Genomic DNA, 14,104 nt, shown 5'->3' with positions numbered 1-14,104 from the left:
TGGCAAGAAGTTATTTCAGCTTCTTTAGCTTATTCTCCATGTTAGCCTTTTTATGATAGAATTGGACGAGTTTTTCTAGTTCTGCCATGTCGGAACAAACAATTTTTCCCATATCCATACGAATAAATTTATTATTCTTCATAATGTCAGAGATAATGAGTTCATCTTTTGGATCCGTAAGTCCCACCATTTTGAGAAGGTCTTTAGTTCCAATTTCGAAATTGTAAGCTTGTTTTGCCACTACTTTGATTCGATTCTTTTCTGCCAAGGTCATGAGTGTATCTACGATACGGCCTTGTGGGTCTTTTAGAAGTAGGTTTGCTAATTGTTTATAAGCAATCCAAATCCTTTCAGACAATAGAGTGATGAGCCTTGTTGCCAATTGTGGTTGGGCTTTCACCATTCCTTCAAAGTTGGCTTTGTTGATGGCAAGAAGTTCTACGTCACCTGCTGCCACTGCAGAAGCAGAACGAGGTTTGTTATCGAGAATTGCCATCTCTCCAAAAATATCTCCTGCTTGGAGAACAGCCAGCATCACTTCGTTTTGATTTACAATTTTAGAAATTTTTACCTTTCCACTTTGTAAAATGAAAAGTTCCTTACCAGGTTCGTGTTCACAAAAGATCATCTCACTATCTTTGTAGTTTCGATTGAACTTAGTGTAATCAATGGCAGCCGCTTGAAACGGCTGGTTCATTGTTTGTAATCGCAATTTTGCCTGTGGAACAAACTGTCCATTGGGTAAGTGCTTTAGATAACTTTGGTAAGCAAATGTGGCATGCGAAGTGTTTTGCTGTTGGAAGTAGTATTCACCAATTTTGAATAGTTCGTTTGGATCTTCTTCGACTGCATTACGAAAGGACAATCGTGTGATGGTTGTATCAAATTGTCGTAACTTCATAGAGAAGAAACGAATGATGTTCATCGCAACTGCTGTAGACTTTTGGATTAAGGTTCCAAATTGGTCATAACTAACAGAAATTAAAGATACATTGGTAAGGGAAGTGGCGGATTCAATTTGAGGGTGTTGGCTCATAGCGGCCACTACGCCAAAGAAGTCACCAGGTCCTAAAACTTGGTTGGGATCTTCTCCAACAACAGCAGTCTCACGAGTGACACGTACTTTACCCTCACGGATGATATAGAAATTGTTCGCATCCTTTTTCCCCTCTACAATGATGTAGGAGTTCGCCGGGAAAGTAACCATTTGAAAAAACGACATTCTTAAATCTCTGAACCCTTTTTGCTCAACGTGCCTAGTTTATTATCGGAGATCCCTAAGGCAATATTTTCGTAAAAATTACTTATTTTTACTCTCTCCCAAAATTTCCATCTGAGTCAGTTCTAATTCTGCTTCTTGTGCAATTTTGCTCGAATACGTATTTTTAATAATGTCCTGAAAAATCTGATAGGCTTTATCTTCCCGGCCCATTCGTACAAATGCTTTGCCGGAAATTAAGTACGATTCGAGTCCTTCTTCTGTATTGGGAAATTCTTTATAAATTTTCAGTTCGTTTTCGGCAAGAGCCAAAATATCCCCTGTCATTCGGAAGTTGGAACTCAAAACCTTTCGAACTTCTCGCGTTTTGGGATGGCTTGGATACAATAATAAAAAGCTTTTGCAGGATTCCACAGATTGGTAGTGGTTTCGATCTTCCAAAAATTCTTTTGCTTTTTGGTAAAGAACGTCACCTTGTTTGGTGCGTTCATTTGCGAAAATTTGACTCACCGAACGGTCCGCGGTAAGGGGCAAAATACCCATAAACAGAAGGATTCCGAAGGTGAAAAGGGCTCGTTTTCCTAAAGGAAAGACTGTCGAATTCTGTCTCATTACTACCAGTTTCGGTCGAAACCTAGGTTCTACTGAACGGGTTTTTCTTCCGATAGAGCAAGAATTTTCGGAATGCCCGTCATATCCCAAAGTTCGGCGGAGGCCCGCATTCGTTTTCCTGCTGGTAAAGGGAAGATAAACCGACCTTTTCCTTCTGGCCCCGATTGGAATTTAATTTGGTGTTTGGTTAGATCTCCCATCCTCCTCTCACGCAAAGGAGGCACCGGAAAACTTCTTAACTTTTCTTCCGCTGGGTAAAGATATAATTGCACCATATAAGAAGTATTGGCCATTCCTGTGTATTCGTAATTTAGAATGTAACCTGATTCAGGACCATCTTCATAAGGGAGGACACTTAGAATTCTGATTTGGTTTTGGGTAGTCGCCGGCGGAGGAACCAAATGGGTATGTGCAACTGTCGTAGGCTCTCCTTCTGAAGTAAAAAAAATACGTTTGAATGAAGAATCATAATCTTCAGGTCGTTTTAATGGAAAGTAATTTCCATCACCTAAAATCGAAAGCCGTTTTAGGTCTTCTTCTCCTTGGGGATCAATATCGATCCCAAGGACTTGCAAACGGAATTTTTTTCCTGATTGTTTCCATTGGTAAAGGACTGCTTTTGGATCACCTTCACAACTTTCAACCCCGTCGGAGATAAAAATAATTTCTGTTTCTTGAATATCATTCAGAAGGTATTCCCCTACAACACTTAAGGTTTGTGCAATGGGAGTAGAACCCGCAGGAACGATAGAAGAGATTTTCTGACTCACAACGGAAGCGGCCCCTCTTTGGATGGGATGATACAAACGAGCAGAAGAACAACCAGCGATTCTGTTACCGTATGCGACAAGCCCCACACTTGCGTCTTTAGGAAGTCCACCGAGTACATGTAATAATTTTTCTTTGGCAACTGCCATTCGAGTTTTGCCATCCCATTTTTCCGACATAGAACCACTGGCATCAAGTATAAACACATATCGTTTGTTAGGTTGCACTTGTGCGGGAAGGGAAGTGAATATAAGTAAAAGAAAACAACCGCCTATAAATAGAAAACGATCCAAATACAATTTGTTTATGTTTTCTTTTTGGTTCTGCACCTGTACAACATCGGCGAAAACTGAATTTGACCTTAGAGGGATTTAGGATCTAAAAACGGAGGTTTTGTGAGGTTTGGTTTGACTATGAGGGGTGTTCTATTGAAAGACGAGTATTCACGGAGGAAACGTAAAATCATTTCGCAGGTGGCACCCCAAAGAAGGCCATCCCCTAAATCAAAGTAGTAGGCAAAATGGTCCCTACCTGGGATCTGAATGGCATAAAATGGTTTTGTCCATAGGTCAGAAAACGGGAGAAGGATGACTCGATCCACTTCCGCTGTATTATGATAGAAGGAAAAATTTCCTTCGTAAGTGGCTAAAAAAGGGGTAATGTGGAAACCCGTCCTAGTATGCAAACCTTCCAATTTACCTAGGACTTGGAGTGTGGATCGATGGACTCCCATTTCTTCTTCCCATTCCCGAAGGGCTGTGACCAGTAGGTTGGGATCTTCTTCTTCCATCACACCTCCGGGAAAGGAAATCTGGCCCGGGTGAGATTTTAGGTTTTTGGAACGTTCGGTAAGGATGATTCCTTCTGCAAATTCTTTGGATCCGAAAAGAGGAAAGATGACTCCTGATTTTGTTTCATCAGTATCAGGAAGTGCATCAAAGTCCCTTGAAAGTTTTTCGACAAAGGACTGATAAGGTAACATCAACCCTCATCTTTCGCGTTTTGTTTTTTCCTACGTTTGGCAACAAATGCTTCTTTGGAACGGATTGCCACCAAACGATTGATCATCGAATCAAATGGTAGTCCTTGGATCGCAGCAAGTAAACTCGGTCCATAGTTTTGTACTTTCCAATCGGAAAAAACATGAAGAGCTTTTAGCTCCTCTAAGTTTTTGGGAGCAGCACGTAAAATGCTGATCAGTTGTTTATTCGAAGGTAAAAGAGAATGCTCCATTCGTCTAGCGCGCATAATGCGGAGTCGCCATTTTTTGGCATTTTGGAATTTATGATTTTCGTCTTCGTTTAAATCTTCACCATGACGTTTTGAAAGTTCTGATGTATCGATAGGATCGCTGTATTCTGCAATTAATAGTTTAAAGATTTCTGTTCCATCTTTTTTACCAAACCATTCTACACATTTCTCTTCATTTGGTTGTTCTTTTACTGCTTGTGAAAGTCTATCGTTATTAAAAACTCTAAAACTTGCTTTGTTAATTCGTTTTGCTTTTTCGTCACGATAACGTAAGAGTTCTAATATCTTTCTTCTTTCTAAAGGAGTAAAATTGAGAATGTCAGGAAATTTTCCAAGAGAGAAACCTTCTCCTTCTTTCGCTACATACTCTTCAGATGCGATGAATTCAAATTCCGATTTTGCTTCTTCATAGAGAGTTCTGCGTTTTAGTTCTTCTTCCATTTTTAACCAAATGGATTCTAAATAAGCAGTATCTAATGCAGCATACTTGAGTTGTTGTTTTTGGAGAGGACGAAGTTCCCAGTTAGACTTCTGTTCTACTTTAGAAAGCGTCACTTTATGATAATGTTCTACAACATGTGACAATGAACTTTGTTCTAGTGACAATAGACGAGAACTGATCATTGCATCTGCCGTGTTCACAAACTTAAACCCAAAGTCTCTTTTTAAGGCTTTGATGTCGTCTTGTGCCGAATGGAAGATTTTCAGAATGTTCGGATCTTCAAACAAAGGACCCAAAGCTGACAAATTTGTGATTTTTAGGGGGTCAATCAGGTAATTTTTGCCATTAGAATTGATCTGAATGAGACAAACTTTGGGGTAGTACGTGTAATAACCGGAGGACTCGGTGTCGATCGACATGATTTTGGACTGTCTGAGATTAATCAGAGCCAAATCCAAAGCTTTTGCTGTATCAACGAGAATATAGTTGGAATTGATTTGCATCTAATTGGGATTTTGGAAATACTGCAATTGTCATTCTAACAATGATTCTCCAATCTGACAAACCAAAAGAAGAATGTGCCATATACGGCATCTACAATAGCAAGGAAGCTGCTAATTTTACCTACCTAGGTTTGTACTCAATGCAACACCGAGGCCAGGAGTCCAGTGGGATCGTCACAACGGATGGATCTCACTTATACCGGTATGCCAATATGGGGCTTGTGGCAAATATCTTCACTCAACCGAAGATCAAAGAGCTCATAGGGGATTCGGCCATAGGCCATAACCGGTATTCCACAACGGGAGCGAGTTTTTTACGAAATGCCCAGCCTATCCGAGTGGAATCCCACTTAGGTCCTGTTGCTTTGGCACACAATGGAAACTTAGTGAACTCTTGGGATATCAGAAATCGGCTCGAAAGAGACGGATCTATCTTCCAAACCACCATCGATTCAGAAGTCATTGTCCACCTTATGGCAAAAAGCCATAAAACAGACTTACTCGAAGCCCTCTGCGAGTCACTTGGGCAAGTGCGTGGTGCCTACTCTTTGTTAGTTTTAACTCCAAGATACTTAATTGCTGTTCGAGATCCTAATGGATTCCGACCTCTTGTGATGGGAAAACGTTCTGATGGGTCGATTGTGTTCGCATCGGAAACTTGCGCCTTTGATATTACAGATACAGAATATGTGAGAGATGTAGAGCCAGGGGAAATGGTAGTGATTGATCATACGGGAGTACGTTCTCTCTATCCATTTCCAAAAGCAAAACCAAGTCTTTGTATTTTTGAATATATTTACTTTGCACGTCCCGATTCTTATATTTTCGAAGAATCTGTTTACAAAGTTAGAAAATCTCTCGGTCGACAATTAGCGCGTGTTATGCCCGTGGAAGCCGATGTGGTCATTCCTGTTCCCGATTCTGCCAATATTGCGGCACTTGGATACAGTGAAGAATCTGGGATTCCTTACCAAAGTGGTCTTATTCGTTCTCATTACATTGGTCGTACCTTCATTGAACCGGACCAAAAGATTCGGGATTTTGGAGCTAAAATTAAATACAATGTGGTGAAAGAAGTTGTGAATGGAAAACGCGTTGTGATCATTGATGACTCCGTGATGCGTGGAACCACAAGCCGAAAGATCATCAAAATGATTCGAAATGCTGGTGCTAAAGAAATCCATTTCCGGGTATCTGCTCCACCAACAGTATCTCCTTGTTATTATGGAATCGACATTCCTACTCATAAAGAGCTAATTGCATCAACACATAGCATCGAAGAAATTCAAAAGTATCTTCGTGTGGATTCCCTTGCTTATTTAACATTGGATACAATGCATAAAGCAGTGGAAGGACATAAAGGTGGTGGATTCTGTGATGCTTGTTTTACATCGAATTACCCTGTGGAATTCCAAGACCATGCGGGAAATCAAAAGTCATTGTTTACGGAATACGCGACGGAAGAGTAATGGAAGAGATTGAACTTTCCAAAACCTTTGGTTTTGAAGCGGCCCATTTTTTACCAAATGTTCCGGATGGACATAAATGCAAAAGAATGCATGGCCATAGCTTTCGTTTTGCTGTATACCTCAAAGGGCAAATTGATCCTCACACAGGTTGGATCATGGATTTCGGAGAGTTAAAATCCATCGTAAAACCAATCTTAGATGAACATTTGGATCATTTCGTTTTGAATGATGTACCTGGACTACAAAATCCCACTAGCGAAAACATTGCTGTATGGTTATGGAACCAATTAAAACCCAAACTACCGTTACTCGATAAAATTACTTTATACGAGACTTGTACTAGTTCTTGTGTTTACCGAGGTCCTAAATAGGATTATTGTATGTCTTCAAAATCTTCGGGAGCCGTTGTACTTTTGTCAGGTGGTCTAGATTCAACCACCTGTTTGTATGAAGCATTAGAAGAATATGGTTATCCTAAAGTCAAAAAACCACCAATTCTTGCGATCTCCTTTCACTATTCTCAAAAACACATCATTGAACTAAAAAAAAGTAAATTGATCACAAATCGTTTGGGAATTCGGCATGTGGTTCAAAAACTAGATCCTGGTTTTTTCCTTGGAAGTTCTCTAACAGAAAAGAAAATCAAAGTAAGAAAAAACGCTAAATCACTGTTAACTGGTGAAGAGAAGGAAATTCCAAATACCTATGTTCCAGGAAGGAATATTTTATTTTTATCTTTTGCGATTTCTTTAGCAGAAGGGCATGGATACGATTCCGTTTATATTGGTGTCAACGCTTTGGATTATTCGGGATATCCCGATTGTCGTCCCGAGTTTATCCGTGCTTACCAGTCAATGGTCAACTTGGGTACGAAAACAGGTGTTACAGGAGAACATTCGATTCAAATCAAAACACCACTACTTACAATGTCCAAAAAAGAAATCATTCAAAGGGCTTTGGAGCTACAAGTTCCGCTGAAAGATACTCATTCTTGTTACGATCCAGTACGAGGAAAACCCTGTGGAAAATGTGATTCTTGTCTGCTTCGAAATAAAGGGTTCGCGGAATTAGGAATGACAGATCCTTCTCTTGGATAAGTCAATGTCTGTAGTCTTCACTTTTTAATCCTAAGTCTTCTGTAGGGTCTTTTATGCGAATTCAATTTTGGATATTCTTAATGTTTATAATTTCATGGCATTGCAATCCTTTGTCATTGAATAATCCTGCGGACGTTCGTTCGGACTCTTTTTGGGAAACAGAAGCTCTACGTTGTATTTTGGGACAAATTGACTGTGTTGAGATTCCGCAAGACAATCAAGGTGTTCGGGAATGGACAAGGTTTTTGGGAAGTACAGGTGGAATTCAAACCGCTGCCCAATCTACAGCTACAGACCGGTTTGGAAATATTTATGTAGCTGGATCCACAACTGGTTCTTATGCAGGTCAGCCAAAAATATCGCCTGGATCCAATAACGATATCTTTGTTGCGAAATTTGATAGTAATGGAAATTTTTTATGGTCTAGGCAAATGGGCAGTACCAGTGCTGCAACAAGCTATGTAGAATTGGCACATTTCGATTACTTAGGAAATTTATATATAGTTGGATCCTCTGGCGGTCCATTCAATGAACTTCCTTCAAGCGGTGCAGGAAGTATTTTAATCAAACTCAATCAATCAGGTACAGTTCTTTGGACACGAATCTTTCCTACAAGTAGCGAAACCTTAGGATCGGGAGTTACTTCTGATTTTGATGGGAATGTTTACATCACAGGAAACACGGAAGAACAAATCATCAATGCAGATACGGCATTGGGAGGTAGGAATACATTTATCTTTAAGTACAACCGTAACGGAGATTATGTTTGGACAAAACTAATTGATAACGGAGGACCAAGTTCCTATGGCTATCAGATTCAATTTGATCCTTATTCCAGAAATATTTTACTAGCTGGTCAAGTAGGTGGCACAGGTAACTTTTTTGGAAATACATTGCCTGGTGGTTTGATGGATTCCTATTTGCTTTGTTTCAATCCCGATGGTGTTGCCCAGTGGGTACGATTTCTTGGAGTTTCTGGTGGATCTACCAATGTAAGAGCTCTTTCTGTTGATAAAAAAGGATCCGTTTATATTACGGGTGATGCAAACACAAATCTTGATGGACAAACCAAATCAGGAACAATAGTTCAATTTTTAACTCGATACAATGTTTTTGGTGATAAACTTTGGACACGATTATTGGGTGGCGCTGGGTCGAGTAACACATATCCCTATGGCATATATGCTGATAATGCTTCTCATATTTATACAGTTGGAAGCACTACCGGTAATTTATCGGGCGTTAGTTTGATCGGAGCGCAAGATGGTTACTTAACAAAATATGACGGTAGCGGAAACCTACTATGGATTCGTCCTTCTGGTAATCTTGGTGCTACGGTATTTGGACGAGGAATTTCATCCGATAAATTTGGAACTCTTTATGTTTCGGGTTCCACAGATGGAAGTTTCGACGGACAAACAAAACAAGGTACCTTTGATGGATATCTTATAAAATATAAATAAGTTAAATATTTTTTATTTGAAATTTATCAGCTAAACAGCGACTGAAAAACTTAAGTTGAATTTGAATTGAAAGAATGTAAAAAAAATAGAATAGTTAGTTGGATTATGTTTTATACCTTACGTATCAAAAGATTTGTATATCTTTTCGCTTCTTTATTTGTAATTCATTGTGACCATAAACAAAAAGCCAATAACGAGATTTTTTTTGCGTTAATGACTCCAACTTTAGGAATGTTTGGTGATAGTATTATGGCGCTCTGGCCTGCGGAAACACAGTTAAAACCTTTTGTAATTATTAAAAATGCATTTCCCGTTCGCACAACATCTGACATTCTAGAGGTGGTTAAAAATGATAAATCTCATTATACGGCATGTCTTTACAATGGTGGAGTTAACGATTTTTTAGGCAATTTTACACCACAAGATTACGAAATTCGTAATACAATTATAAATCAGTTACAAACTATACCTCTATTGTTGGAACGTTGCGAACATGTATTAGTTTTGAATTCATGGTATGTAGAATTTCCTTGGCCTTCGGAAGCGGTCTTAAGAATAAACAAATCAATGAAAGAAAGTATTGTAACTGTACCTCGCTTAGATTTAGAGAGTTATATTAAAAATTCAGATCTTTTGGATGGCGGCCATCTAACAGAAATTGGTTACAGTAAAATTTCTAATTTAACTTTGGAGCACTTTAGGACAAAAATCCCTTGGATTGATTTTGTTCCTAGATGATAAAATGTATTTACATGGGTCAAAGGGATGAGAACAATTAACCAATCATTGGGATATTCGAAGTGTTATTTAATTCATTAGTTTTCGTTGTTTTTTTTGTCCTTTTATACACCATTTATTGGCAGCTAAACTCCCGCTTCCAGAAACTAACTATCCTCTTGGGATCCTTAATCTTTTACGGATACTGGGATGTATTTTTTTTAATTCACTTCCTACTCATCGTATTCGTTAACTTTTTATTTTATCATTACGCTAACTATAAATTTAATAAAACAAATATCACACTGGTTGTGATATTCAATATGTTGAATTTGGTATTTTTTAAGTATTTCTATTTTCTTATCAATATAGTTACTGATATTTTTGGATTTCAGCAAATTGCAGAAGTAACAACAAAACTTCCCAATATCATATTGCCATTAGCTATCAGTTTTTACACATTCCAAATTTTAGCATTTCAGATCGATGTTTATCGAGGGAAAATTCAATCTAAGGTTACTTTAGAAGATTTTACAATATTCATCATGTTTTTCCCGCAATTGATTGCTGGACCAATTATGAGACATACTGATTTCTTCAAACAGTTACATGGTAAAAAAAGATTTTTGGAACTGCCTTATAATGCAGGGGGATACTTAATCCTACTTGGTGTTCTAAAAAAAGTGATCATTGCAGATAATATTTCTCCAGTCATTGAACCTTTTTTTAGTCATCCTGAAAACTATGATACATTCAGTGCACTTGTCTCTATCTATGGATTTGCAATCCAAATATACTGTGACTTTTCCGGTTATTGTGATATTGCGAGAGGACTAGCGTTATTGTTAGGATATGATATACCTGTAAACTTCAATGCTCCTTATTTTTCTACATCTTTAAAAGAGTTTTGGCAAAGATGGCATATCACACTTTCACAATGGTTACGTGATTATTTGTATATTGCGTTAGGTGGAAATAGATTCGGTAACTTTAGGACTTATTTTAATTTATTAATTACAATGATTCTTGGTGGACTTTGGCATGGAGCAAATTATACTTTTCTTGTTTGGGGAGCACTTCACGGAATTTATCTGATTGTAGAGAGAGTTTTTACTAACAATCAAAAACAGAGTCAAAAAGTTTTGATTCAGGTTTTTAAAGGATTAATTGTTTTCCATCTTGTTTGTTTAGCTTGGATCTTTTTTAGAATTGAACATATCCATGATATTCAATCTATAGTTGCAAATTTAGTTTCTCAATCAGGAACTAGAATGCCTGAAACTCCGAAGTTGTTAAGGTTAATTGGAGTTGGATTTCTATTACATACTTATGAATATTTTCAATCTCACGTCAGTTTGAAGTTTGAATACAGAAAACTATTATTACCTGGCCTAGCCATATTATGTGGTGTATTGGTTTTGACTCTTGCTTCCAATTCGGCACAATTCATCTACTTTCAATTTTAGGAATATTTCAATGAAACTTAAAAAATTTAGGCTACTGATATTATTTCTTATCCTTTTTGGTTTAGATAAAATTATTTTAATACCTTCTGTAAGAAATTTATTAACAAGTGAAAATATAGGCAATCCATATATAGAAACGTTTAATAATAGTTCTGCTACATATCTTGAAGATATTAAATATAAGGACAAAAAAAAGGTTTGGGCTTTTGGAACTTCACGTTCCTTTATTTTTTATCAATATTCGACTGCAGATTACAACAGGCATTCTGAATTTATCAGCGAAAAACAGAAACAAGGTTTGAATGACTATAAATTCTTTGGATTTGCAGCACCAGGATCCAATCCACTTATTTATTATACACGATTCAATCAATTGATGGATCAGAAATATAAGCCAGACATTGTATTTTTAGAAGTCTCTGCATTTTCTTTTAACAAAAACAATCGTTATTACAATATAACATTGTTGGAAGGTATGCCACTTGAATTTGCAATTCAGCATTTTAACGAACTTCCTTCTGATTTTGCTAAGGATTATTTCTTTTCTCGTTTATTTAGTTTAAGTCGATATAAAATTTCATCAAAAGCCATTTCTGCAAATGTGTTTGGAACAAAAGATAAAAATGCGGAGATGTTAAAGAGTTTTATGCCTTCAGGTGGAATGACTGCAGATCCTTTTGCTAATATATTTGATACAGAATCCAATCGAAAAGAATTCCCTTATGCACCAGATAGTTTTAATGATTTTTATTTAAAACCGAGTAACGATACAGATACCTATTTAAAGACAGTTATGATTGTCGATGTACTCAAAAATGAATTTTATGGAAACTTTACGTTTAACGAAAACAATCTAAAGTTTCTTGAAAATATTATTAATCGTTGTAAAGAGAATAAGATTCCCGTGGTTTTATGGATTCCAAAAGTTCACAAGAATCTAACTGACTTTTATGCAACGGCTCCGTTTTACCCATCTTGGAAATCAAAGATCCAAACACTCGCCGATAAAACTTCTTCTACCTTTGTTGATTTAAATGAAGCAGGAAAAATTCGCTGCGACTACTTTCAGGATGCAGCTCATTTATCAGGACGATGTTTACCGGAAATGAATTCTGTTCTACTGAACATTTTAAAGTAAGAAATAAAACAGAGACCTCGAGTTTAACGTCTCCATTTGGCTGGGCTAGAAAAGTTTTTGGTTCTTCCTGGCTTAATATGAAATCTGGAAGAATTTATTTTGGGAGCATTGAACCGGGCATTATTGAATTTAAATCTTCCCGGTTTGATATCCATTTTCCCTTTAGGAATGTAAGTTCTTTCTTTTAAGATCGAAAATAATCCACCTAAGTCAATTTCACCAGAGACTCCGCCTCCACCGCCACCACCAGCCAGCTCCTCTCCTTCTTCCTCTTCGTCGTCATCATCATCATCATCGTCGTCGTCGTCGTCGTCGTCGTCATTGTTTCCATTGGATTCACGTTTTGTACCGTTGTTCATAGCAACACCTAAGTCTATTGGTTTAGGTTCAATATATTTGGATTGGAATGTAACTTGAGGATAAAAATCTAAAATGTTTGACTCAGCTAACTTTGGTAATGTTTCTAAACTTGTTTCGTTTGGCAAACTTCTAGAAAGGATATAAATTTGGCTTTGGGATTTAAAACATGAGAATACAAAAAATTCTTTTTTAAACTGATCTTTTCCAGGATCCGGTTTTGCTACTTCTAAGGTAAACGTATAAGTTCCATCCCGATATTCAGATGTATAGTTTTCATGGATGATTCCAGACTTAGGATAGTTTTTCTTTACTTTATCTATAAGATTGGTAGTGATAAAGCTTTTCAGTGTTTTTTCAATCCCGTCAGAGATGATATCTGAATTTATTTTTTCATTCACATTGATGGCTTGGATTTTGTAAAGTCCATGGATGGGATCAAAAAAACTAACATTTCTTTTTCCATCACGAACGACCGCAAAACGCGTATCAACAGGAATACGAGTTTTGAATAGTTGCGAATCGGAAGTGTAATTGCCGCCAAGCACATCACCATAAACTGGATTGAGTCGTTTGATTGGTAAAGGTTGGCTATTTTTATTTTCTAATGCGGCCAAAAACTGGTCTTTTGTATGATCTACAAATCGGTAGTCTTGGTTATAATTTTCTACTTCATTAAAAAAATTGAATGTTGGTAACAAAAGCCAAGTGATAACTCTTCTGTAACCAAACTTATATGTGGTTAACTTTGGCGTTGTCTCGACAGACTTTCTTTTGAAAACAGTAAAATAATGATTTTCGTAATTTACTGTTGGAATGATTCCGAGAGAAATTAAAAATAAAACCAGGTTATAGTTATCCTTTTCTCTTCTTACATAATACAAGTTGTAATTAGTATCGCAGTTTTCAATATCTTGAAAAAGTTGAGAAAGATCTTCTGTATAAAGGAAGGTATCTTCATCTATGATTTCTGCATATTTTAGTAGTGTTTTTTTGTCCTGTGGATCAGCCGTCATAGACTGAATTTGTTTGAACCTTTCGAAGGACTTAATTGTGCGAAAAGATTCTAACTCTTTGATATAAGGCCATGATTTAGGAATTCCATGAATTTGTTTGATATGTCTTGTATTTGAATTTTTTAGTTTTAAGTTCGTTCGAATATTTTCTATGAACTGTGTATCAATGAGAGGTAGATTTCCTTGTGTAAAATCATTTGAAGAAACTGATTCTTGGAATTTTAAAATAGAAAAAAAGCAGGATGTTCCTGCCTCTGCCAAGATGTTTTCTCCTTCAGAAAGTGGGATTTCAGCGGTTTTGTTTGGGGATACCCGAGTGTGATACCAACTTACCTGACAATTGAAAAGGAACAGAATAAACAAAAGAAAAGATTTCATAGGAACCTATGCAAAAAAAAATGAATGAAACTAAGGCTTTGTCAAAGAGAAAAAGTAACACTAACAGAGAGTTGGTGTTCTCTATTCCCATTCAGAGTTAATTTTACTGGAGAAATTGTCCTAGAGTCAGAAAATTCGGGAAAACCACCTCTACAGCGAATCTAGGTGGCGAAACTATGTAAAATTTTGTTTCCAAAATGGCCAAATT

At 37.1% G+C, this 14,104-nt stretch carries 13 protein-coding genes; 7 read left to right on the top strand and 6 right to left on the bottom strand.

All coding sequences use genetic code 11. The features are described from left to right. Positions 1–10: 10 nt before the first annotated feature. The 5 genes from LEP1GSC203_RS03215 to LEP1GSC203_RS03195 form a co-directional block, all read right to left on the bottom strand. Positions 11–1,222: a Crp/Fnr family transcriptional regulator gene (locus tag LEP1GSC203_RS03215; RefSeq protein WP_002972364.1), complete on the bottom strand. Its 1,212-nt coding sequence runs from the start codon at positions 1,220–1,222 to the stop codon at positions 11–13. Positions 1,223–1,300: 78 nt separating this feature from the next. Continuing rightward, positions 1,301–1,831 (bottom strand): tetratricopeptide repeat protein, encoded by a 531-nt coding sequence (locus tag LEP1GSC203_RS03210; RefSeq protein ID WP_002972784.1) that lies wholly within the window; start codon positions 1,829–1,831, stop codon positions 1,301–1,303. Positions 1,832–1,860: 29 nt separating this feature from the next. Next, positions 1,861–2,928, bottom strand: a complete 1,068-nt coding sequence (locus LEP1GSC203_RS03205; RefSeq protein WP_002972902.1) for a vWA domain-containing protein — start codon at positions 2,926–2,928, stop codon at positions 1,861–1,863. A 32-nt stretch (positions 2,929–2,960) separates the two neighbouring features. Continuing rightward, positions 2,961–3,584, bottom strand: a complete 624-nt coding sequence (locus LEP1GSC203_RS03200; protein ID WP_408605590.1) for an NUDIX hydrolase — start codon at positions 3,582–3,584, stop codon at positions 2,961–2,963. Further along, entirely contained in the window at positions 3,581–4,795 is a 1,215-nt protein-coding gene (locus LEP1GSC203_RS03195) for a ribonuclease D (protein WP_002972941.1), read from the bottom strand. The genes LEP1GSC203_RS03200 and LEP1GSC203_RS03195 overlap by 4 nt, the downstream gene beginning before the upstream one ends. 41 nt (positions 4,796–4,836) lie before the next feature. On the opposite strand from LEP1GSC203_RS03195, the gene purF reads away from it, so the two are divergent. The 7 genes from purF (at position 4,837) to LEP1GSC203_RS03160 (ending at position 12,145) form a co-directional block, all read left to right on the top strand. Continuing rightward, a complete protein-coding gene (purF, locus tag LEP1GSC203_RS03190; protein WP_039937062.1) occupies positions 4,837–6,264 on the top strand; it encodes an amidophosphoribosyltransferase in 1,428 nt (475 codons plus the stop codon). Beyond that, positions 6,264–6,635 (top strand): 6-carboxytetrahydropterin synthase QueD, encoded by a 372-nt coding sequence (gene queD, locus LEP1GSC203_RS03185; RefSeq protein ID WP_002972794.1) that lies wholly within the window; start codon positions 6,264–6,266, stop codon positions 6,633–6,635. Before purF ends, queD begins: the two co-directional genes overlap by 1 nt. 9 nt (positions 6,636–6,644) lie before the next feature. Next, positions 6,645–7,361, top strand: a complete 717-nt coding sequence (gene queC / locus LEP1GSC203_RS03180; RefSeq protein WP_002972705.1) for a 7-cyano-7-deazaguanine synthase QueC — start codon at positions 6,645–6,647, stop codon at positions 7,359–7,361. A gap of 80 nt (positions 7,362–7,441) precedes the next feature. Continuing rightward, positions 7,442–8,824: an SBBP repeat-containing protein gene (locus LEP1GSC203_RS03175; RefSeq protein ID WP_002972412.1), complete on the top strand. Its 1,383-nt coding sequence runs from the start codon at positions 7,442–7,444 to the stop codon at positions 8,822–8,824. Between the two features lie 66 nt (positions 8,825–8,890). Beyond that, entirely contained in the window at positions 8,891–9,562 is a 672-nt protein-coding gene (locus LEP1GSC203_RS03170) for an SGNH/GDSL hydrolase family protein (RefSeq protein WP_002972526.1), read from the top strand. A gap of 158 nt (positions 9,563–9,720) precedes the next feature. After that, positions 9,721–11,007 carry an MBOAT family O-acyltransferase gene (locus tag LEP1GSC203_RS03165; protein WP_232225746.1) on the top strand — a complete coding sequence of 429 codons (1,287 nt, stop codon included), beginning with the start codon at positions 9,721–9,723 and terminating at the stop codon, positions 11,005–11,007. 10 nt (positions 11,008–11,017) lie between these two features. Beyond that, positions 11,018–12,145 (top strand): DUF1574 family protein, encoded by a 1,128-nt coding sequence (locus LEP1GSC203_RS03160; protein WP_002972359.1) that lies wholly within the window; start codon positions 11,018–11,020, stop codon positions 12,143–12,145. 23 nt (positions 12,146–12,168) lie between these two features. Here the strand turns inward: LEP1GSC203_RS03160 and LEP1GSC203_RS03155 are convergent, their stop codons facing one another. Beyond that, a complete protein-coding gene (locus LEP1GSC203_RS03155; protein ID WP_039937056.1) occupies positions 12,169–13,896 on the bottom strand; it encodes a hypothetical protein in 1,728 nt (575 codons plus the stop codon). Positions 13,897–14,104: the final 208 nt, after the last annotated feature.

Source organism: Leptospira terpstrae serovar Hualin str. LT 11-33 = ATCC 700639 (genome assembly GCF_000332495.1).
Taxonomy (GTDB): domain Bacteria; phylum Spirochaetota; class Leptospiria; order Leptospirales; family Leptospiraceae; genus Leptospira_A; species Leptospira_A terpstrae.
Note: the sequence above shows the minus strand (reverse complement) of the source record. Positions and strands in the feature narration are given on the sequence as shown.

Coding starts and splice junctions, on each gene's coding strand:
- LEP1GSC203_RS03175 (WP_002972412.1), top strand. CDS start 7,442: ATGTTTATAATTTCATGGCATTGCAATCCTTTGTCATTGAATAATCCT.
- LEP1GSC203_RS03210 (WP_002972784.1), bottom strand. CDS start 1,831: ATGAGACAGAATTCGACAGTCTTTCCTTTAGGAAAACGAGCCCTTTTC.
- LEP1GSC203_RS03160 (WP_002972359.1), top strand. CDS start 11,018: ATGAAACTTAAAAAATTTAGGCTACTGATATTATTTCTTATCCTTTTT.
- purF (WP_039937062.1), top strand. CDS start 4,837: ATGATTCTCCAATCTGACAAACCAAAAGAAGAATGTGCCATATACGGC.
- LEP1GSC203_RS03155 (WP_039937056.1), bottom strand. CDS start 13,896: ATGAAATCTTTTCTTTTGTTTATTCTGTTCCTTTTCAATTGTCAGGTA.
- queC (WP_002972705.1), top strand. CDS start 6,645: ATGTCTTCAAAATCTTCGGGAGCCGTTGTACTTTTGTCAGGTGGTCTA.
- LEP1GSC203_RS03195 (WP_002972941.1), bottom strand. CDS start 4,795: ATGCAAATCAATTCCAACTATATTCTCGTTGATACAGCAAAAGCTTTG.
- LEP1GSC203_RS03215 (WP_002972364.1), bottom strand. CDS start 1,222: ATGTCGTTTTTTCAAATGGTTACTTTCCCGGCGAACTCCTACATCATT.
- queD (WP_002972794.1), top strand. CDS start 6,264: ATGGAAGAGATTGAACTTTCCAAAACCTTTGGTTTTGAAGCGGCCCAT.